Below are 21279 nucleotides of genomic sequence, written 5' to 3'. Positions count from 1 at the left end.
CTTTGTCGAGCCATCTGTCCGAGAGCAGGCTTTCCGGTACTCGACTTGGAACTGCATTTCCATCTGAGAAACCATTGCGATGACGATTGGCGGCGGACGGCCGGCAGCTGCAGAGCGCGTGTTTGCATCGTACTCTGCCGCCCCACATGCCGCTGGCGCCGCGTTCAATTCCAGAGGGATGAACTCCGAAAAAACTTCGCGGCGTCGGGAATAAATCGCGGTGTCAGGCGGTTTTACATGGGCCTGGGACCGGAGAGCACCGTGATCGCAACCKACAAGTCCAGCCGCTTCGCAAAAGTGGCGTTGCCGCATCTGGACGCGGCCTATAACCTGGCGCGCTGGCTAAGCGGCAGTGCAAGCGATGCGGACGATATCGTGCAGGATGCCTACCTGCGTGCGTTCCGGTTCTTTGACGGCTTTCACGGCGACAATGCGCGCGCGTGGCTGCTGGCCATCGTCAGGAACACGTGGTTCAGCGAATGGCGCAGGCGGCACAATGCAGCKGATAACACGCCGTACGACGAAGCGCTGCATGGCGACGAGCGATTGCCGGGGTGGATCGACGATATCGGCAGCAATCCCGAAACGCTAGCGGTGCGCCATGGCGATGTGGAACTGGTGCACCGCGCGCTCGAACAGTTGCCGGTCGTCTATCGCGAAGTGCTTGTCCTGCGGGAGCTMGAAGACATGAGCTATCGCGATATCGCCCTGGTTGCCGACATTCCGATCGGCACCGTGATGTCGCGCCTGGCGCGCGCACGTCACCTGCTCTGCTCTGCGGTGCGCGCCGAGCAGGCGAGGGTGCGCGGCGGCATTGACGGCATCGCGCCCCGGCCGGTGCCGGTGCGGGGTCATTCGACGGGAGCGAATCATGAATGATGATGCGATGGAAAACTCGCTGCACGGCATGCTGCATGACGGATCGCTCTATCACCGTGCACCGGCGCATCTGCCTGCGCGCGTGCTGGCCGGGCTGCCGCGCGAGGCGCGTCCCCGCATGGCCCGCTTCGCATGGCCCGTGCTTTCCGCTAGCGGCGTGCTGGCGTGGGCCGGTGGCGGCCTTGCMGGAGTGGCGGCCTCGGMGCTGGTGTTCGGCACGCTCATTCTGGTGCAGCCGCCGCAGGCCGATGCACTGAGGCAGGCGATCGTATCGAGCCATGTGCGCGCGCTGTTGTCGCARCATCCGATCGATGTTGTATCGACCGACCAACACACGGTCAAGCCGTGGTTCAACGGCCGGCTCGACTATGCGCCGCCGGTCATCGACCTTGCGACGCAGGGTTTTCCGCTGGCAGGCGGTCGGGTGGACTATATCGACCGCCGCACCGTTGGCGTACTGATCTACCGCTACCAGAACCATCCGATCGATCTCTACATCCTGCCGGCAACGAGCGGCGCATTGGCAGCGGCAAGCTTTTCCACTGACGGATACGCGATTGCCCGCTGGCACCAGGACGGCATGAACTTCTGGGCCATCACCGATGCGGAGCCCGCGCACCTGCATGCCTTTGTTCAAGCGCTGCGAGCCACGCAAGGCGAKCAGGAATAAACCGGGCGCGGCCAGCGTTCTACTGGTGCACGGCGCACCGGTTCCGCAGGGATCCTGGATCGCCACGGAGACAGAGCGTCGTGCAGCACCAAGGCACAGCCTCCGTGGCGACACGCTCTGTGCCGCGGACCCTGGACTTACCGCATCTGGAGATTGTCATGAAATTCCTCATCCCGCTGGCTGCCGCCGCGCTGGCATCCTTCGCAGGCCAATCCTATGCCTTCGCCGGTCGCACCGACAATACCTGCGCCGACTGCAATACCCACGTTGCCGGGCCTCGCGATCCGTTCACGAACGGCGCGAAGACAGGCAAATTCGATGTCTTCACCGACGGCGAGAGGGTCACGGACCCGCGCGATCCGTTCACCGAAGGCGCTCACGCCTGAAATGCTGCTGTTGTGCCGCCGCCCAGCACGGTAACCGCYGTMTTTGGTTGCTGTGCGGGGTGCCGAACGGTCACGTTCTTCCAAACGGCGGCGTCACGGCTGGCCGTGCCGAAGAGCGCGTAGTCAGACCCGAGGCATCTGCGCCGCCCTGGATAGCACGCGGACACTCACCGGGTCATCGCRGCCTCGCAGGCGTGCGGACAGCTGCGGCAGGTCGGCGGCCAATACGCCGGCATGCAGAAAGACCTCTTCTGAGACGATCGCCTCGCAAGCAAGCTMTTTTGTCAACTGCTCAAGTCGCGAGGCCACGTTCAACGGGTCGCCAATCGCAGTGAATGCGACATGCTCGCGAAAACCAATCTGTCCCATTACCGCCCGGCCGCAGTGCAATCCGATGCCAAACCGGATCGTGGTCTGCAACTGCTGCTCGAGCGCAACGTTGAGTTCGTCAATGCTGGATGCTACCAGCGGCACCGCGCTTAGCGCCTGACGACAAGCGGCGGACGGCTCGCCGCTTAAGCCAAAGATCGCGAGCACTGCGTCCCCCAGGAACTGGTTTGGCACGCCGCCCGCCTGGACTACCGCGGAGCAGACCGCACTCAAGAAACGACTGACCACGAACAGACTGTCGAACGGCAGTCGTGTCGCCGCAAGCTTTGTGGAATCCCGCATATCCACGAACATGAACGCCGCGAATTGCTCATGCGGCATGACGTCCCACTGGCGCCGTTGCAGGAAGGCCGTGGATGCAGCCGGTGGCACCAGTGGCCACACGGAGAGGTCGTGGGTCGGCCGCAACTGGCAGGCGAGGCGCACTGTCTGCGAATCCGCTCCCAGCCGCTCCAGAACGCGCCGCTCTGCCTCGCCCGGCGCGGGCAGCGGTACATCGCTGAGCACGCGTACCCGGCACAACGTGCATCGGGCGCGGCCGCCGCAGGCGCTGGCATGGGGAACGCCGGCCATGCGGCTGGCCTCGAGAACCGAAAATCCGAGCGGTGCGAACACCTTTCGCCCGTCCGGATACAGAACGCAGAGGCGCCCGATCCGGCGCTCCCGCGCAGTGCGCACCAGCCGCGCTGCGAGCACCAGCAGCAGCGCGCCACCATCGAAGAGCAAGAAGTCGTTGCGCAGCTCGGTGAGCCAGAGATTCTGCGGATCTGTTCCGACGATCGCCGGCCGGGTTGCCGCTGCGCGCCAGACGGGATCTCGTGCAAGCGCGATCACTTCGCGTCCGCCCTGCAGGAAGCCTAGCAGCGCGAGCACCGGGAGCAGCACCGCGACGCTCAGCAGCACGCTCCGCCACGCCGCAAACCATGGTTTCAGCCGCAACCAGAACCAGATGCCGTAACACCCGTGCAGCCAGGCGACCACCAACAGCGTCAGCTGCACACGACCGAAGAACGGTGAGGTGATCCAGAACGAGTACAGCAACTGTGCGTAACCCTTGTTCAGGCCGAACGCGGCAAAGGCGACCCGCGTATTGACGACATGGTTGGCTAGCAGCGGCGGTATGCACAAGCCCAGGACGAGCTGCGCCACCTCACCCGGCGTCCAGTTCAGCGAGCGCCGTTCGTATAGCGCCCACAGACCCAGGAAGAAATGCGTCACCAGCGCGCTGTACAGCACGGCCGTTCCGAGCCATCCCTGCCAGATGAACTTCTGCACAAGCAGATCACGCTCCAGCCACGCGAGCGAGATATTCCCCAGCGAGTGATTMAGGAGGTGCGTCCCTACGTAAGTGAACAACACCAAGCCGGTGGCCAGCCGGACCGATCGGACACCCGCCGGCCGCAATCGTTGAAGATAGGGGAAGCGCGACATGCCGACTCTCCAGGCTCGCGATGCGCTAGTCTTGCCAGTCTTGATTACCCATCCGCCGCCGAGCCTCGACCTGGCTCCACGCGGCCGGCAGGCAAGAATCCCGAGCGCTCATCGACCCGCTCCGCGTTCCAGGATCTTGTACAGATGCGATCGAGAGATCCGCAATTGCTCAGCTGCGCGCTTCTTGTTGCCACCATGCCGTGCTATGGCATCTAGCACCGCGGCATAGGCAAGCTCGCTCATTCCCGCAGCTGGCTCGCTCGATATGCGAGGCGCGGGTGGGGGGAACGGCGGATCGTCCGCTTCGATATCCTCGTACGCTTGCGCATGCTCTTGCGCCGGCGGGTGCGCGTTTGCCTGGCTTTCCATGCCCGATGGCGTGCGTGCCGATTCGCCGCGGGCAAAATCGCCCACGCGCAGCGTACGGCCATCGCAGAATACTAGCGCTTCCTCGATGCGCTGGCGCAACTGACGCACATTGCCGGGCCAAGGCTGGCTGGCCAGGTGGCGCGCCACGTCATGGTCGATTTTTGGCGTTGGCATTGTGTTGCGCGCGCAGAAGGCGTCGACGAAGTGCTGCAGCAGCGCGGGAATATCCTCGCGCCGCTKACGCAGGGCAGGGATGCGCAACACCACGCCACTGAGTCGGTAGTACAGGTCGAGGCGGAAGCGCCCGGCGTCGATGAGTGCCGTAATGTCGCGATTGGTGGCCGAGACCAGCCGGAAGTCGACATGCTGCGCGCGGCGGCTGCCAAGGCGTTCGACCATGTGGTCTTCGAGCACCCGCAGCAGCTTGACCTGCATTTCCATCGGAATGTCCGCGACTTCATCKAGAAAGACCGTACCGCCGGCCGCGAGTTCGAGCTTGCCCGCCTGCCCTTGGCGCTGGCTGCCGGTAAAGGCACCGGGCGCGTGGCCGAACAGTTCGGACTCGATCAGCGTCGCGGGGAGGGCCGCCAGATTGAGGCTGACCAGTGGCCGCCCGCTTGCCGGATCGTGGCCGGCGCCGTGAATGGCGCGGGCCACCAGTTCCTTGCCGGTCCCGCTTTCGCCGAGGATCAGCACCGGCACGTCCAGGCGTGCCACGGTCTGGATCTCCCGGCGCAAGCGCTGCATCGGCGCGCTTTCGCCGATCAAGCCAAGTGAGGATGGTCTTTCCCGCAGGCCGTGAAACTCGCGTTGGTAGCGCGCTACCTCAGAGCGCAGTTCGGATAACTCCTTGTGCATGCGAACAAGGGCTTCCGGTCCCTTGAACATCACTTGGCCGATAGCCCCGACCACTTCGCCCCCCTCGCGGATCGGGATGCGGTTGACCACACGGCTGGCGCCGTCCAGTTGCTGCAATTGCCCGATCTCAGCCTTTCMGCTAACCACTACCTGCGGCAACCGAGAGTTCGGAATAATGTCCGCCGCCGGGCGGCCAATGCCCGCACCGGTGGCCAGGCCCAGGAATTTCTCGTGGACCGGGCTGATAAAGCGCACCCGGCCATCCTTGTCGACCACGGTGATGGCCTGGTATGGGGCGTTCAGGAAGTAATCCAGGATTGCGCCCGCGAAGGGCACCATACCCAGGAAGTCGAACAGTACCGCCTGCGTGTCGGCGTGGTGCAAGAGGATCAGTTGTTGGTCGTCGTCTTCCAGGCACAGGCCGATGTAGCGCTGGTCGACGGCTTCAACTGGGAAAAGCCTGCGGCCATTGACGACATCCGTCGCGCGTTCGCATGCAGATACCGCCGCGTCCGCGATGGCGGGATTGGCACAGACACCGATCGCCGTCACCCGGATCCCATCGCGCATCCTCACCAGGACGCCAAGGGTGATTCCGTCCATACCGGCTTTTCGTGTTTTCCCTGAGGACACTGCGCGATTCCTGTTGTGCCCATGCTGCGGACACTGTGTGTAGCCAATGCGGACATCATAACGTCGCCGAATAAGAATCTCAATGAAATCAAGGGCAAAACGCGTGTCTTGGTGTTGGCACGACTCGTGCACATTGATGTCAGCAAGGACAACACCGAATCGACAGGAGAAAACCGTGAGCTGGCAGCCTGAAATCGACGAACTGGCCTACCGCCGGCGMCTCGCCGCCAAAATGGGCGGGGAAGGTAAGGTGGAACGCCACAAGGCGGCCGGCAAGCTGACCGTGCGCGAGCGCATCGGCGAGATTGCCGACCCCGGATCGTTCCGGGAAGTGGGGGGACTCAGTGGCAGCGGCCGCTACGACAGCAACKGGCGGCTGATGGACCTCCTCCCTTCCAACCTCGTGATGGGCCGCGCGCAGGTCGGCGGGCGGCCGGTTGTGCTGGTGGGGGACGATTTCACCGTGCGAGGCGGTGCSAACGACGGCGCGGTCGGTGACAAGCTAATCCACGCCGAGAGGATGGCGCACGACCTGCGTCTGCCGATGATCCGGCTGGTCGACGGCACCGGTGGCGGCGGATCGGTCCGCAATATCGAGATCAAGGGCCACACCTTGATTCCGACCATGAAGGTCTGGCAACACGTGGTGGAGAACATGTCCGCAGTGCCTGTGGTGTCCCTGGCATTGGGCTCCGTGACAGGCATGGGGGCGGYGCGTGTGGCAGCCAGCCATTATTCGGTGATGGTCAAGGAGACCTCCCAGCTGTTCAACGAGGGACCGTCGGTGGTCGCGCGCGTCGGGCAGAACCTGACCAAGAACGAACTGGGCGGCAGCCAGATCCATACCCGCAACGGCGTGGTGGACGACGAGGTTGCCACCGAGCAGGAGGCCTTCGCGCGCGCACGCCGGTTTCTATCCTACCTGCCGGCGTCCGTCMAGGATTTGCCTCCGCGGATCGAGCCGGCCGACGATCCGGCCCGTCGCGACGAATGGCTGCTGTCGGCGATTCCGCGCGACAGCCGTGCCGACTACAAGATCCGCCCCATCCTGCAGGCCTTGGTGGATGTCGATTCCTTTTTCGAGATCGGCATGAACTGGGGTCGTGCCATTGTCACCGCCATGGCCAGGCTGGATGGCTGGCCGGTGGCTGTGATCGCCAGCGATCCGTCCTTCCATGGTGGCGGCTGGGACAGCGCCAGCGCAGAGAAATTCACGCGTTTCGTCGATATGGCCCAAACCTTCCACCTGCCCGTGGTCAACCTTGTCGATACGCCCGGGTTCCAGGTCGGCCTGGAGGCCGAGAAGGCAGGCGTCATACGCTACGGAGTACGTGCGCTGGCAGCCGTCTATCAGACCACGGTGCCCTGGTGCTCCATCATCCTGCGGCGCGCGTACGGCGTGGCGGCAGCCGGCCATCAGCACATGGGGCGGTTCAATTTCCGCTATGCGTGGCCATCCGCCAACTGGGGCGCACAGCCGATCGAAGGCGGGCTGGACGTGGCCTACAAGGCCGAGATCGAAGGCGCCGACGATCCCGTGCAGAAGCGCGCCGAGATCGAGCAGCGCGTGCGCAGCCTGGCATCGCCGTTCCGCAGCGCCGAAGCCTTTGTCATCGAAGACATCATCGACCCGCGCGAGACGCGCGCGCTGCTGTGCGAGTTCGCCAACCTGGCGGCTCCGCTGCGCGAGCCCGGCATCAGCCGGTTTGGCATCCGGCCTTGAGCAGGCCGTGGCGCAAGGCCCTTGCGCGCCCGACTTCAATGCCACCTGCGGCCAGCCTGTCGGCCCTGCCAGCACCATCACCGCTCTGCGGGCACGACACCGACATCGAAATACAAACGAGGAGACTGAATTGAAAAAAATGTTGATCGCCAATCGAGGCGAGATTGCGTTGCGCGTCCTGCGCGCCGCACGCGACCTGGATATCGGAACGGTAGCGGTCTATTCGCAAGACGACGTTGAGTCGTTGCACCGAATACTGGCCGACGAGTCAGTTGCGCTCGAGGGCGCAGGCCCGTCTGCGTACATCGACATCGCGGGCATCATTGCCGCGGCAAAAGCAACCGGGTKCGATGCGATCCACCCGGGCTATGGCTTCCTGAGCGAGCGGGCCGATTTTGCMCAGGCATGTCATGACGCCGGTATCGGGTTCATCGGCCCCGCTGTCGAGCACCTTGCGCTGTTCGGGGACAAGGGGCGAGCGCTCGAACTGGCGGCGCAGAGCGACGTGCCGGTCATGCCGGCCACGCGAGGTGCTGCATCGCTCGAGGAAATCACCCGCTTCTTTGACGAGCAAGGCGGCGCGGGCGTCGTCATCAAGGCTGTCGGCGGCGGAGGCGGTCGTGGCATGCGMGTGGTCCGTCACCGCGAGGACCTGGCGCAAGCCTATGCGCGTTGCCGGTCCGAAGCGGCTTCCGCATTTGGCATCGATGCGCTGTACGCTGAACGGCTGGTCGGTCGAGCACGCCATATCGAAGTGCAGATCGCAGGCGACGGGGCCCATGTCATCGCCCTCGGCGAGCGCGACTGTACCTTGCAGCGCCGTTTCCAGAAGCTGGTGGAGATTGCCCCCAGCCCGGTACTMAGGCCCCAGCTGCGCGAGCAGATCATCAAGGCGGCACTCCGGCTGGCGCGCCGCGTGAACTATCTGAGCCTGGGCACCTTCGAGTTCCTGGTCGAGGAAACCGAGTCGGGCGAGCAGAGGGATTTCGTCTTTATCGAGGCCAATCCCCGCTTGCAGGTCGAGCACACCATCACCGAGCAAGTCACCGGAGTCGATCTTGTGGCGCTGCAGATCGGCCTGGCCGCGGGGCGCACCCTTGGCGATCTCGGCCTGGATCCCGCTTCGCCGCCGCAACCGAGGGGATACGCGATCCAGGTGCGTGTCAACGCGGAAATGACCGACGCGCAAGGTCTTGCGCGCCCGGCGCACGGTCGCCTGGAGCGCTTCGACCCGCCCTCGGGCCCCGACGTTCGCGTCGACACGCACGGCTACAGCGGCTATGAGCCGTCGCCCAACTTCGACACCTTGCTGGCAAAGCTGATTGTGAGCAGCACGACGCCGAAGTTCGACGCCGTCGTGCGGCGTCTGCAGCGCAGCCTTGCCGAATTCCGCATCGTCGGCGTGCCGACCAACCTGAACCTGCTGCGCGCCCTCGTGCAGCGCGATGACTTCCTTGCACAGAATGTGCATACCCGACACTTCGAGCGGATACTGCCGGAGCTGGCTGCATCGGCCGAAGCCATTGCGCAAGCCGGGCACGCGCAGGAAGCGCTGCTTGGGGGCACAGCCCGCCCAACGCAGGCGCTCGCGGCGCGGTTGCCCGATGCCGAAGAGGAGGTCGGTGAAGGGCTGGTGGCAATCCGCGCGCCGCTGACCGGCCGTGTGGTGGAAATCTCCGTCCGGCTGGACGATATCGTCCAGCCGGGGCAGACGGTCGCCGTGCTCGACGCCATGAAGATGGAGCATGCGATCGCCGCGGAATGTGGCGGCCGTGTGGTCGACCTGCGGCTGGAGAAAGGCGCCCTGACGTCCGAAGGCCAGGTCCTGATCGTGCTGGAGCAGGTCGAGGCCGACGGGGTAGCGGTGGTTGCCGCCCAGCAGTGCGATCCCCACGCGATCCGTGCAGACCTCCAGCGTGTGCTGGACCGGCATGCCTACCTGGCTGATGCCGCGCGGCCGGATGCCGTCGCGAAGCGCCGCTCGCGCGGGCAGCGCACGGCGCGGGAGAATCTCGCCGACCTGTGCGATCCGGATACCTTCGTCGAGTATGGCGCACTGGCGCTGGCGGCGCAGGCGTCTCGCCGCAGCCACCAGGACCTCATTGTCAACACCCCTGCGGATGGCCTGATCACCGGCATCGGCAACATCAACGGTGAGCTGGTCGGCAAGGAGCGGGCGCGCAGTGCGGTGATGGCGTATGACGCCACGGTGCTGGCCGGAACACAGGGCAAGCGAAACCATATCAAGACAGACCGCATCGTCGAGGTGGCGCTGCGTGATGAGMTACCCCTTGTGCTCTTTGCAGAGGGCGGTGGCGGGCGGCCCGGCGACGTGGACTTTCCGTCGGTGTCCGGGCTGTATCAGCCGTCGTTTGCCGCCTTCGCCGATCTTAGCGGACATGTCCCGGTCGTCGGCATCGCCTCGGGGCGCTGCTTCGCCGGCAATGCAGCCTTCCTGGGCTGTTGCGACGTCATCATCGCCGACAAGTCCGTCAACATTGGCATGGCAGGTCCGGCCATGATCGAAGGCGGTGGCCTCGGCATCTTCCGCCCCGAAGAAGTCGGGCCGGCATCGGTGCAGTTCGCCAATGGCGTGATCGATGTTCTGGTCGAGAACGAGGCGCAAGCCGTGCGGGCGGCAAAGCACTATCTGTCCATGTTCCAGGGGCGCGTGGCGCACTGGAGCGCGCCAGACGCATTGGACCTGCGCCATGTCGTACCCGAAAACCGGCTGCGTGTGTACGACATCCGCAAAGCGATCGAGGGCATCGCGGACATTGGCACTGTGTTGATGCTGCGCGGCGGGTTCGGGGCGGGCATCCACACGGCGCTGGCTCGGGTGGAGGGGCAACCGGTGGGCATCATGGCCAACAACCCGTATCACCTCGGCGGTGCCATCGATGCCGATGCCGCGGACAAGGCGGCGCGCTTCATGCAGCTTTGCGATGCGCACGGGCTGCCGATCGTATCGCTGATCGACACCCCGGGGTTCATGGTGGGGCCCGACATCGAGGCCCAAGCCCAGGTTCGCCACGTGTCGCGCATGTTCCTCACGGCCGCGAAGCTGCGCGTCGCCTTGCTGGCAGTGACCTTGCGCAAGGGCTATGGACTTGGCGCCATGGCCATGGCGGGCGGCGGCTTCMGCTCATCGAACTTCACCGTCTCCTGGCCGACCGGCGAGTTTGGTCCGATGGGCCTGGAAGGCGCTGTCAGGCTGGGCTTCAAGAAGGAGCTGGAGGCGGTTCCGGACGGGCCCGAGCGCAAGGCGCTGTTCGAGAAGCTGGTCGCACAGTCCTACGAGCGCGGCCACGCGATCAACACCGCAGCCGCGGTGGAGATCGATGCCGTGATCGACCCCGCCCAGACACGGAAATGGATCGTCCAGGGTATCGGATCTGCCGATGTGCGCAGCCGCAGGGAGCGCCGTGCGTTCATCGATGCATGGTAAGCGCCAGACCTGACGAATCCCCAAACAGAGCCAAGAGGTTTCCATGATCAACAATGGTCCTGACCCGTCGCAACTGGCGCTGGGTGGATTGCGCGTACTGGAGGTCGGCACCGGACCGGCGCTTGCGTACGCTGGCAAGTTGTTTGCCGATTTCGGTGCCGAGGTCATCAAGGCGGAAAGCCAGGCTGGCGACGCATGGCKGCAAATGCCGCCCATGGTCGGCGCCCCKGGCGCCGCGCAGCCGGAAAGCGCGCTTTTTGCCTGGTTGAATACCAACAAGCGCAGCGTCACCGCGGATGCCGGAAACGCCGAGGACACCGCGTGGCTGGCACAACTCGCGCGGACCTGCGATGTCGTGCTCGATGCCCGCGCCCTGAGCGAAGGTCCAGGCATCCTTGCCACGCCGGTMTGGGACGGGACGGCTGGCGAGCAGCGGGAGCACGCGCCGATCGAGGTGGCGCTCACCTGGTTCGGCGAGAGCGGGCCCTACAGTCAGTATGCCGGCGCCGAAGCCGTGTGCCGCGGGCTCGCCGGGGCCGTGCACGGMAGTGGCCCGATAGAAGGGCCGCCGCACATGCCACACGACGTGCATAGCGCAGTCGTTGTCGGGCTGGCCGCCTTCTCCGCCGCTGTCGCCGCCCTGATCGGAAGCGGGCAGGGCAGCCGCCGCTACGTGCTGAGCGCGCACGAGTGCATCTTCAGCGTGGTCGAGATGGAAGCGGGCATGGTGCAGGACAAGCGCCATCCGCTGCGGCGCCTTGGTGTCAACCGGTTTTGCGGCACGCATCCGGCCGGCATCTACCAGACCGCGCAGGGGTGGATTGGCATCTTCACGCACACGCTGCCACAGTGGAAGGCGCTGTGCGATGCCATCGGGCGCCCCGACCTGGCCAGCGACCCTCGCTTCGCCAATGGCCAGGAGCGGATGGCCCGGGCGGATGAGATCGACGAGTTGCTGACGACGGCATTCCTCACGAAGACAGCCCGGCAGTGGTTCAATATCCTCGGCGAAATGAAGCATCCAACGGTRATCGTGCCGACCATGGAGGCATTGCTCGGCCAGGAGGTGCATCGGCAGCGCAATGCGTTCGTCCCGGTCGATGCGGGCGGCGTCACGTTCGAAGGTCCCGTCGTGCCGCTGCGTCTCGATGCGGCGGGTCCGTTGCTGGGCGGGGCGGCTCCGGCAAAGGGGGCGCACGATGTCCACTATCGGACATCKGGCCTGGAGCACCGCCCCCGGCTGCAGCTCATGCGCACGACGCCGGAACGACAGCCGCTGCAAGGCATGCGCATCATTGATCTGACGATGGGGTGGGCGGGGCCGCTCGCGTCCCGGACACTGGCCGACTTTGGCGCGGAGATCATCAAGGTCGAAAGTACCGGCTACCCCGACTGGTGGCGCGGTGCCAATTTCACTGAAGAGTTCTATCGGGACCGGCTGTACGAGAAGAATTCCAACTTCAACCTGATGAACCGCAACAAGCTGGGCATCACCCTGGACCTGACGCGCCCGGAAGGAAAGGCGTTGCTGCTGCAGCTGGTGGAACGCGCGGACGCGGTCATCGAGAATTACTCCGCCGAGGTCCTGCCGAAGCTGGGGCTGGACTATGAGGCACTGCGGGCGAGGAATAGGCGGCTAGTCATGCTTTCGATGCCTGCATTCGGCCTCGGCAACGCGTGGAGCAATACGCGCGCTTACGGTGGCACGCTGGAGCAAGCCAGCGGCCTGCCTCTGTATACAGGGCACCCTGACGGGCCGCCGGCCATGACCTCGTACGCCTATGGCGATCCGATCGGCGGCCTGAACGCMGGGGCCGCGATCCTGCTGGCGCTGTTTGCGCAGCAAGCCACGGGTGAGGGGCGGCATATCAACCTGTCACAGGTCGAGGCCATGTTGCCGATGGCAGCGCCGTTCATCCTGGAGCAATCGACTTCCGGCGCCGTTGCTCCCCGTCAGGGTAATCGCCATCCAATGTGCATTCCGCATGGTTGCTTCCGTTGCGCAGGCGACGATGCGTGGATCGTCCTGACGGTGACTGACGCACGTTGGCCAGCCCTGTGCCGCGCAATCGGAAGGGCTGATCTCGCCGTCGATCCCCGGCTTGCGCAGGCATCGGGGCGGCGGACGGAGCAGGACAGGATTGACGAAGCGATCAAGTCCTGGTGCGTGGCCAGGGATCCTGAAAACGCAATGCGCCTGCTGCAACAGGCTGGGATCGCAGCCGGCGTCGTTCGTCCCATGTCGCAGGTGCTACAGGACAACCACCTGCATGCGCGCGGATTCTGGCGTGAAGTCGAACGCGCCCACATCGGCACGTATATGGCCAGCACCGCCTGGTTCCGGTCCGGAAAACAGCCCATGCCCATCCGGAACGTCGCGCCGACCTTGGGCGAACACACGGAAGCGGTGTTGACGCGCGTGCTTGGGCTAAGTCCACACCAGATCGCGGACCTGGAGCGACAAGGAATCACCGGTACGGTTGCGAAGCCGAAGCACGCGAAGGCAATGCCATAAGGCCAGCAAGTACTTCGAACACTATTACGACGAAACGGAGACGAAATGAACGAATACAAATGCATGCCGCGTTGCCATTCCAGTGCGAAAGCGGGAAAACTCAGCGTTGCGGCAGCCGCGCTGGCCGTCCTGGCGAGTGTGCTGTCCGGTCCGGCCGCAGCGCAGGCTGCCAGCTGGCCCAACAAGCCGATCAGGATGATCGTTCCATTCCCGGCGGGGTCATTCACCGACACCGTGGCGCGCATTGTTTCAGAGCGTCTCACCAGGTCTTTGGGGCAGCCCGTGGTCGTGGAGAACAAGGCGGGAGCGAACGGACTGATCGGTGTCGCCGAGGCTGCGAGGGCGGCGCCCGATGGGTATACCTTGCTGGTAACAAACTCCAGCAGCATTACCATCAACCCTCACATATACAAAAAGGGTAACTACAAGCCTAAAGATTTTTCTCCTGTCACCCTGGTCCTCGAAGCCCCGTTTATTCTGGTGACGAACCCGKAGTGGTMGCAGAAAAACTCAGTCGATTCGGTAAAAGAGCTGGTTCGATTCGCGACACAGAATCCCGGCAAGGTCAGCTATGGATCCGCAKGTCCAGGCAACATTGCGCACCTCAGTTTTGCCATGTTGAACAATAGGGCAAAGATCAAGACTACGCATATCCCGTATAAGTCAGCTGCGCAGGCAGAGATGGCTGTGATCAGCGGTGAACTGGATACCGCCTTTGATACCTGGGGCGCGCTGCCTCAGATCAAGGCGGGCAAGCTCAAGCCCATCGCCGTCAGTTCGTCGAAGCGAATGGCACAGTTGCCGGACGTGCCCACGCTGGAAGAGCTTGGCATCACGCCATTCAACGTGACTTTCTGGATCGGGATGCTTGCCCCGGCCGGCACGCCGCCGCAGATTGTCCAGAAACTCCATTCGGTCACAAATGGCGTCCTCGATGACGACAAGGCAAAAGCGGCGCTGGGCCAGCAAGGCGAGGTCGTCATGATCGATCCGGCGAATTTCGCGAAGCGCGTCGAGAAGGAAGACGTCAATTGGGGGGCTGTCATCCAGCGCGAAGGCATCTCGCTGGATTGAGTTGATCGTCAGATCAGGTCGGGGAACCGTGGCGAAGCCTTCMGCAGGATACGGCGCAACGGTTCCGCGGCTAAATTCACGTGGAGGGCTGCTTGCCGGAACCAAAGATATCGATGAACCCCCCTCTACGCGTGGCGGCGTGCCCCAGCGCCGCGCGCACGCGTGGCGATAGCAGGGCGGCGAGCTCATCGGCGTTCCGGTAGCCGTCCATCGTCGGCGAAACCGCMGAGCCGGACAAGCCGGCGGGGTGAAGGTAGATTTCCCCGACGCCGGGCGGCAGCGTCGCGAGGATGGATAGCATTGCCGCMTCGTCCATCCTGCCGCTTTGCTCMATGCCAACCACATAGTMGTTGTGGGCGATCCCGGCCGCATCGAGCCGCCACCGCAGCAGGCCCAGCCAGGGGCGCAGGAGCAGCGGGGCGTTGAGGTCGCTGGGCAGCCGCATGGCGCTCAAGCCGAACTCCCGGCCAATGCGCAGCACCAGCGTGAGCACGGTGGGGTGCAGGTGGAAATGCTTGTGGGTGTTGACGTGGTCAAGGGTCAGCCCGGTGGCGGCGAACGCTTCGAACTGTGCGCGGATCTCTGCGGCGAGCTGGCGCCGCACGCCGGGCAGGAAGAAGAAGCGGCATCCATCGCGCGCCATCGCCGAGCCAAAGCGCCCACCAGAGTCCACCAGGTCGGGAATGCGCTCTGGCGGCAGCGTGGCGAGGCCATCGGCCAACACGAGGTGCAGTCCCACGCGCAAGCCMGGCAGGGCGCGCGCGCGCCGCACCGCATCGGCCGCGGCGGGTGCGCCAACCATCAGGCTTGCCGCGTTGAGTACGCCGTCCTTGTGCGCCAGTTCGACGCCCGCATTGACACTGGGGTGCAGGCCGAAGTCATCGGCCGTGACGATCAGTGCCCGTTGCGACGCCTTGGTCTTCGCCTGTCGCCTGCTCATGCCTCGTGCGAGCGCAGGAAGCGGAAGAATTCCACACCTTCGCGCAGGCGTCGCTTCATCATCTCCCAGCTACCCAGCATCTCGCGCACGATCTCCCAGATCTTGCGCGGCCGGAAGTAGAAGCGCTTGTAGAAGACTTCGACGCCGTGATAAATATCCTCTTTCGACAGGTGTGGATAGCTGATCGCCGCCAGTTGCACGCCCTTGTCGTTGACCAGGTTGATCACCTTGTTCTCTTCCAGCCAACCGTTTTCCACTGCCTGCCGGTAGAGGGTGGTCCCGGGGTAGGGCGCGGCCAGCGAGACCTGGATCGTGTGCGGGTTGATCTCGGTGGCGTAGGCGATGGTCTTCTCGATGGTCTCCCGCGTCTCGCCCGGCAGGCCGAGGATAAACGTGCCGTGGATGATGATGCCGAGCTTGCGGCAGTCTTCGGTGAAGCGGCGCGCGATATCCGTGCGCAAGCCCTTCTTGATGTTCAGCAAGATCTGGTCGTCGCCGGATTCGTAGCCCACCAGCAGCAACCGCAGCCCGTTCTCCTTMATGATCTTCAGCGTGCTGTAGGGCACGTTTGCCTTGGCGTTGCAGGACCATGTCACGCCGAGCTTTCCCAGGCCCCGGGCGATCTCTTCCACGCGTGGCTTGAAGTCCGTGAAGGTGTCGTCGTCGAACATGATCGCCTTCACCTCGGGCATGTTCTCCTTGATCCACTTGACCTCGTCGATGACACTTTGAGGCGAGCGCGTGCGATAGCGGTGCCCGCCCACGGTCTGGGGCCAGAGGCAGAAGGTGCAGCGCGAGCGGCAGCCGCGCCCGGTGTAGATCGAGACGTAGGGATGCTTCAAGTAGCCGATGAAATAGTTCTCGATCGTCAGGTCGCGCTTGTAGACCGGGGCAACGAATGGCAGCGCGTCCATGTCCTCGATCATCGGCCGCGCGCCGTTGTGCTCCAGGGAGCCGTCCGGCAGCCGGTAGCTCAGGCCGGCGATGTCGCACAGCGGCTTGCCGGCGGCCACGTCCTGGCAGGTGTAGTCGAACTCTTCCCTGCACACGAAGTCGATTGCCGGGCTGGCGCCAAGCGTGCCGCCCGGATCGACGGCCGGCTTCGCGCCGACCATGCCGATAAGCACCCCTGGCCGCCGTGCCTTGAGCGCCTCCGCGAACCGGGCATCCATCGGAAAGGACGGCGTGCTGGTATGGATAATGACCAGTTCGTAGTCTGCGGCGATGTCCAGCGCGACCTCGGTGTGCATGCCCTCGGCGGGCGCATCCAGTACGCGGCTGCCGGGAACCAGCGCGGCGGACTGGGCGAGCCAGGTCGGGTACCAGAACGACTTGACCTCGCGCTTGGCCTGGTACCGTGAGCCCGCGCCGCCGTCAAAGCCATCGAAGGACGGAACCTGTAGAAACAGCGTTTTCATAGGGACCTTGGCGGGTGTCTGTCGGATCGGATCAGGGGCGATTGCGAGTCGGGCAGCCCATTCGCAGCGGGCTCGGCGCGCAGCGATCCCGATGGGACGCTCGTGGCGCCACGCCTGGGGGTGGGGGTATCGTGCAAGGGTAGCCACCGGTCGCGCCAGCATACCCGGGAGCCGGCCATGGCGGCACACCACACCGCGAGCAGTAAGGCGTCGCGCAATGGGGCGAGCAAAGCAGCCCCGGCTTCATGCGCGACTACGCTACGCGCCAGCGCGCCGACCAGCAGCGCCGTCAGCGTCACGGGTCGTGGAGACAGCCAGCAGCCCAGCAGGAGCATCGGCCACGTGAACGTCAGGAAGGTAAAAGCAAAGCCCACGGGATTCAGCGAACGGATAGTACGCATCCACCGCAGTTCGTGCGTCCACCATGCCCTCATGCTCGTTTCCGTCACATCGGTGCTGACCACAACGTCGGACAGGACCGTGCGCAGCCCGGACCGGCGCACCAGTTCGCCGAGCCAGAAGTCGTMGGCCAACCGGTTCGACAGCGCTGCGAATCCGCCGACGCGCTCGAGCGCATCGCGCCGCAGCGCGATGGTCGCGCCGAAGGAAAAGCGGCGGGAACCCCCGCGATGCGCGACGCGCACCGAGGGCGCGAACCAGTCGTCGATGAACCGCGCGCCGATGCGCGACCAGAAGCCAGCTACCGCGTTGCCATGGTACAGGCAGGTCACTACCCCGACGGCGGGGTTGGCCAGGGGTGCCGCCACGCGCGCGAGGTAGTCCGGGCCCACGGCAATGTCGCTGTCGGCGAGCACCAGCCAGTCGTGGTGCGCGCTCGGCCACAGGTTGATCAGGTTGCTGACCTTCAGGTTGGTGCCGTGGATACGAGAATCGACGACTACGTCAATGGCGCGGGCCGGATAGTCCGCTCGCAGCCGCTCGACGACGTCCAGTGCGGGGTCGTCMGGACGCTGCACACCGAACACGATCTGGTAGTCGGGATAGTCCTGCTGGCAAAGTGTCGCCAGGTTTTCAAAGAGCCTGGGCTCCGCCCCGCACAGCGGCTTGAGCACGCTGACCGGCTGCAAGTCAACGCCGTCCGGCGAAGCGTGGGAGGCAGGCGTGCCGTGACGGCTGATCCACGCCGCCGCCACGGCGTAGGCCGCACCAATCCATGCCACCACGGGACCCGCAAATGCGCACAGCGTCATTTGGCCACCTCCGCTCAGGTGCTCGAACCTCGGCCCAGATTGTATGGAAGAAGAATTAAGGAAAAATTAAGGCGGAATCTCCGGGATGCGGTTTTTATAAATAAGATTCGTTTGTATTAAATTTAAGTCAGGCAATGTATTAGATTGACAATCGTCAATTGTAAAATGCGCCCGGAAACCCGTTCTTTGCCAGTGGAGACAAGACCCGCTTCATCGATGCTAATGATCCATCCTGGCCAAATCAACTGTTATAAATACGAGGGTTGAGATAACCATTCTTATTTGCATTTTCAACTAGCCCTCGAGTTATCCGCGAGCCGGGGAGATCGCGGGAGTCGCAGGTGGCGAAAACAGCATGTGGATATGCCATTGCTCTCTTTGTCGGGCTGCATTTCCACCATGACAGCCGGGACTAATCAAACTGACCCGGAGGCGCCGGTCTCCAAGCGGAGAAGAGGATTGCCTGCGGTCAGGTTAGCGCGCTATGCCGAAATTTCGCAAAGGCACCAAGGGCTCTGAGAGACCGTTGCGATGATTATTGGCGGCGGGCGGCTKGCACCTGCAGAACGCGTGTCTGCCCTAAGCTCGGCTTTGCCCGGGAAGGATTTTTGCCGTAAAGCCTGGCAACGCTTGCGGGGTTTCACAAAAGTAAAAAAGATAGGGTCTGGCTGAGAACGCCTGTCGGGATGAACCGCAAGCGAGTTATTGCTTGGCTGCACAACTTAAAGAGATCGCTTCGAACGCCTTGGTCTCATCCATGAAACTTTCCGGGCAAGCGCTTGTTGCGCGCGGCGCTGTGAGTCCCAGCGCATCGTTGGAGGGTAGGGCGGGAGAGCGCGAATCGGGATTTCTCGTTCCGGCAGATCGCAGCCGAGTGTCTCGGGAGCAAGAACATGTACGTGCGGGAGAACAAGGTGTTGGTCGCCCACCTGGTCGCGCTTGGAGACTTGGGTGGAGGAGACGCCGACCGCCGGTTTCCGTGCCCACGGCGTGATCGAGGACGATTCCTTACGGACTGCTTGAGTTTCTGGGACAGTTGGCCTAGCATTTGCCCTGACTCACAGCAGTTTTACCCAGAGCCCGCCTTTTGCGGGCTTTCGCGTCTCCGGCCTACGAAAAGGAGTCGAGATGGCGAAAGGAAGGGCATACCGCCGCGCGCAAGTCGCACGGCTGAAGGTGTATCGGCGCAACTACCTCTGCGGCCTGCGCAACGAGCGGGAAATCGGCCGAGCCGTGTGGACGCCGACGCTGTGCAGTTGCTGGATGTGCGGCAACCCGCGCCGCCATATGGGCGAGCGGACGATCCAGGAGCGCCGGTTCATGCAGGAGCGTGTGGAGGAAGAATGACGCAAGCCCGCATGGTTMGCCCAACGGGCTCTTGGTTGTGGGGTGGCCCGACCAGTCGAGTCCGCAATCCTTCTCAGCCGCTCAAGTTAAAGAGCACAGATGCCCACATCTGTGCGGTATATTCGAACGATTAACATCACACTCAAGCACGAAGGCATGGACAAGAAATCGATTCGGGTATCGTATGTGGGGCTACCTGGCGACCTCAGTGTCCTCAAACTGAAGCGCTACCTGAGGGCAGCAATCGCCGATGTGGCTGCAGGTAGTGACAATGAAATCTTGCTGGTCAAGGTCCTGGTGCCGCAAGCGCTGGGCCTCAAAGCCGGGGAAAAGCTGTTCGACAAGATCCTGCAAGGCATTGTCGATAGCGATCCGAGGGTAAAAAGAGTGTCGGTCGAGTTCATTGATGGTGAAGTCACCCCCGAGAAGATCGCTGCGAGCKAGGCGCGAACGAAGAAGGAAATCGACGCCTATGGGCACTTGCTCGAAGAAGCKAACGATGACGACACTGCCTGACCAACGCTCGCATGGTGGCTGCTAGATTTCTTCCAGTGATCCTGAATTTTTTGTCTTCACCGTGAACCTTTCCAACCTGGAGCGCCAGCTCGTCTTTCTTCGAGAGATTGACCGGCTGAAGAGCGTCGTACGGATGTCGCCGCTGATCGATCGGTCGCGTCGAGAAAATAGTGCCGAACATTCCTGGCATCTCGCCATGTATGCGCTCGTACTGTCAGAGCATGCAGCAGCGCCTGTCGACGTGGTCCGCGTCGTGAAGATGCTCCTCCTCCACGATATCGTAGAGATCGATGCCGGCGATACGCCGTTCCATGATCCGTCGATGCATGCCGGTCAGGCGGAACGGGAACATCTGGCGGCGGAGCGGATTTTTTCTTTGCTGCCGGATGCGCAGGCCGCCGAGTTTCGCAATCTTTGGTCCGAGTTCGAAGCGGCGGAGAGCGACGATGCGAAATTCGCCAAAGCGTTGGATCGCTTCCAGCCGTTGCTCCATAACGTCGCAACGGACGGTGGTACCTGGGCCGCGCATCAGCTCAATGAAGAACAGGTCTTTGCACGTTACGGGCCGCCCATACAGCGTGGCGCGCCAGCCCTCTGGGAGGAGGCCGCCAGGCTCGTACAAGAACATTTCAGCAATCCACCTGCCKAGAAATCTGGTCCTTGAAGGGGGCTCGGCGATGATTGCGCCTGTTGCTGGTGGGCATGCTGGCGCCACGCACCCGTTGCAGAGAGTCCTGAGTTTAGAGAACGCAGAATAAGTTCTGACAGTTCACGCGGTGTGCGTGACCCTGGCGGGCTGTTCAATTTGGAAGCAAGCGCTGATGATCTTGGGCTTGCTTCGTCGCCGCCTGGATGAGCCAGACTCGCGCGGTCGCATAGGCGGGGGACCGCCTGCCGGCGGCAAGAAGCATCCTGACGGGAATTCGAGCGCGGCCCGCCAGGGCAGGGCGCTCAAGCAGGACCAGCAGCCTGGACAGCAGGCAAAAGAAAGCCCGCTTCGAGGCGGGCGCGAATCCCTTAGAAGAAAGGGAGGAGACGAATTAAGTATAAACCCTTATGCAAGCATTTGCAACCCAAGGGCATGCAACTCGGATACGGGCTGAGATGGCGGCCCCGCGGCTCTGCGATGAAAGGCGAGCCCGAGCTGGATCGTTTGCATGGTGCCTAAGGCTTCGCGAAGCTTCAGGCACGAACCGGAGGTGACTACTGCTCGATCACCGGCGCATGCACGGGCGCAATCGATTCGTGCGTGGTTGCCGTACGTTGCGCAGCCTTGTGCACCATCGTGTAGGCATAGTCGATACCCATGCCGTACGCGCCAGAATGTTCCTTGGCCAGGCCGGTTACGGCATCGTATGTGTMGCGGTTCTTCCAGTCGCGCTGCCATTCGAGCATGACCTGCTGCCAGGTCACGGGCACCACGCCGGCCTGGATCATGCGCTGCATGGCGTAGTCGTGCGCTTCCTTGGTC

At 63.6% G+C, this 21279-nt stretch carries 15 protein-coding genes and 1 pseudogene; 10 read left to right on the top strand and 6 right to left on the bottom strand.

Annotation, left to right across the window (positions count from 1 at the left end; translation table 11 throughout):
* Positions 1-261 precede the first annotated feature (261 nt).
* The 3 genes from AC1DKV_RS33310 (at position 262) to AC1DKV_RS33300 (ending at position 1935) form a co-directional block, all read left to right on the top strand.
* A complete protein-coding gene (locus AC1DKV_RS33310) occupies positions 262-879 on the top strand; it encodes an RNA polymerase sigma factor (RefSeq protein WP_477139014.1) in 618 nt (205 codons plus the stop codon).
* Positions 872-1549, top strand: a complete 678-nt coding sequence (locus AC1DKV_RS33305) for an anti-sigma factor family protein (RefSeq protein ID WP_477139007.1) — start codon at positions 872-874, stop codon at positions 1547-1549. The genes AC1DKV_RS33310 and AC1DKV_RS33305 overlap by 8 nt, the downstream gene beginning before the upstream one ends.
* Positions 1550-1707: 158 nt before the next feature.
* Positions 1708-1935 carry a hypothetical protein gene (locus AC1DKV_RS33300; RefSeq protein WP_441623411.1) on the top strand — a complete coding sequence of 76 codons (228 nt, stop codon included), beginning with the start codon at positions 1708-1710 and terminating at the stop codon, positions 1933-1935.
* A 123-nt stretch (positions 1936-2058) separates the two neighbouring features.
* On the opposite strand, the gene AC1DKV_RS33295 is transcribed toward AC1DKV_RS33300, so the two are convergent.
* Positions 2059-3756, bottom strand: a complete 1698-nt coding sequence (locus AC1DKV_RS33295) for an adenylate/guanylate cyclase domain-containing protein (protein WP_477139006.1) — start codon at positions 3754-3756, stop codon at positions 2059-2061.
* A gap of 108 nt (positions 3757-3864) precedes the next feature.
* The gene (locus AC1DKV_RS33290) at positions 3865-5586 is read right to left on the bottom strand and encodes a sigma-54 interaction domain-containing protein (RefSeq protein ID WP_477139005.1); all 1722 of its coding nucleotides are present in this window, start codon (positions 5584-5586) and stop codon (positions 3865-3867) included.
* Between the two features lie 205 nt (positions 5587-5791).
* Between AC1DKV_RS33290 and AC1DKV_RS33285 the strand changes: the two genes are divergently transcribed.
* The 4 genes from AC1DKV_RS33285 to AC1DKV_RS33270 all read left to right on the top strand — a co-directional run bounded on the left by AC1DKV_RS33285 (position 5792) and on the right by AC1DKV_RS33270 (position 14376).
* Positions 5792-7339 (top strand): acyl-CoA carboxylase subunit beta, encoded by a 1548-nt coding sequence (locus tag AC1DKV_RS33285; protein WP_477139004.1) that lies wholly within the window; start codon positions 5792-5794, stop codon positions 7337-7339.
* A 130-nt stretch (positions 7340-7469) separates the two neighbouring features.
* Positions 7470-10787, top strand: a complete 3318-nt coding sequence (locus tag AC1DKV_RS33280) for an acetyl-CoA carboxylase family protein (RefSeq protein ID WP_477139013.1) — start codon at positions 7470-7472, stop codon at positions 10785-10787.
* Positions 10788-10830: 43 nt separating this feature from the next.
* Complete coding sequence (locus AC1DKV_RS33275; RefSeq protein ID WP_477139003.1) at positions 10831-13302, top strand: CaiB/BaiF CoA-transferase family protein; 2472 nt, start codon at positions 10831-10833, stop codon at positions 13300-13302.
* Between the two features lie 63 nt (positions 13303-13365).
* Complete coding sequence (locus tag AC1DKV_RS33270; RefSeq protein WP_477139012.1) at positions 13366-14376, top strand: Bug family tripartite tricarboxylate transporter substrate binding protein; 1011 nt, start codon at positions 13366-13368, stop codon at positions 14374-14376.
* Positions 14377-14452: 76 nt separating this feature from the next.
* Here AC1DKV_RS33270 and hpnK read toward each other — a convergent pair whose 3' ends face one another.
* Genes hpnK through hpnI form a run of 3 tightly spaced genes read right to left on the bottom strand, consistent with a single transcriptional unit; the run spans position 14453 to position 17945 of the window.
* On the bottom strand, positions 14453-15316 hold the full coding sequence (hpnK, locus tag AC1DKV_RS33265; RefSeq protein WP_477139002.1) for a hopanoid biosynthesis-associated protein HpnK: 864 nt from the start codon (positions 15314-15316) through the stop codon (positions 14453-14455).
* Positions 15313-16734, bottom strand: coding sequence for a hopanoid biosynthesis associated radical SAM protein HpnJ (hpnJ, locus tag AC1DKV_RS33260; RefSeq protein ID WP_477139001.1), 1422 nt, complete (start codon positions 16732-16734; stop codon positions 15313-15315). The genes hpnK and hpnJ overlap by 4 nt, the downstream gene beginning before the upstream one ends.
* A complete protein-coding gene (gene hpnI / locus AC1DKV_RS33255) occupies positions 16731-17945 on the bottom strand; it encodes a bacteriohopanetetrol glucosamine biosynthesis glycosyltransferase HpnI (RefSeq protein ID WP_477139000.1) in 1215 nt (404 codons plus the stop codon). Before hpnI ends, hpnJ begins: the two co-directional genes overlap by 4 nt.
* Positions 17946-19073: 1128 nt before the next feature.
* Between hpnI and AC1DKV_RS33250 the strand changes: the two genes are divergently transcribed.
* From AC1DKV_RS33250 to AC1DKV_RS33240, 3 genes are all read left to right on the top strand, one after another.
* Positions 19074-19292, top strand: a complete 219-nt coding sequence (locus AC1DKV_RS33250; protein ID WP_441623395.1) for a hypothetical protein — start codon at positions 19074-19076, stop codon at positions 19290-19292.
* Between the two features lie 156 nt (positions 19293-19448).
* Complete coding sequence (locus AC1DKV_RS33245) at positions 19449-19808, top strand: hypothetical protein (protein WP_477138999.1); 360 nt, start codon at positions 19449-19451, stop codon at positions 19806-19808.
* A 61-nt stretch (positions 19809-19869) separates the two neighbouring features.
* A complete protein-coding gene (locus AC1DKV_RS33240) occupies positions 19870-20472 on the top strand; it encodes an HD domain-containing protein (RefSeq protein ID WP_477138998.1) in 603 nt (200 codons plus the stop codon).
* Between the two features lie 539 nt (positions 20473-21011).
* Here the strand turns inward: AC1DKV_RS33240 and AC1DKV_RS33235 are convergent.
* Positions 21012-21279, bottom strand: a pseudogene (locus tag AC1DKV_RS33235) (hydrolase); the annotation flags it as partial.

Source organism: Cupriavidus sp. 05T41 (assembly GCF_056396525.1).
The sequence above is the reverse complement of the archived record's forward strand: the minus strand, read 5'-3'. Positions and strand labels throughout refer to the sequence as shown.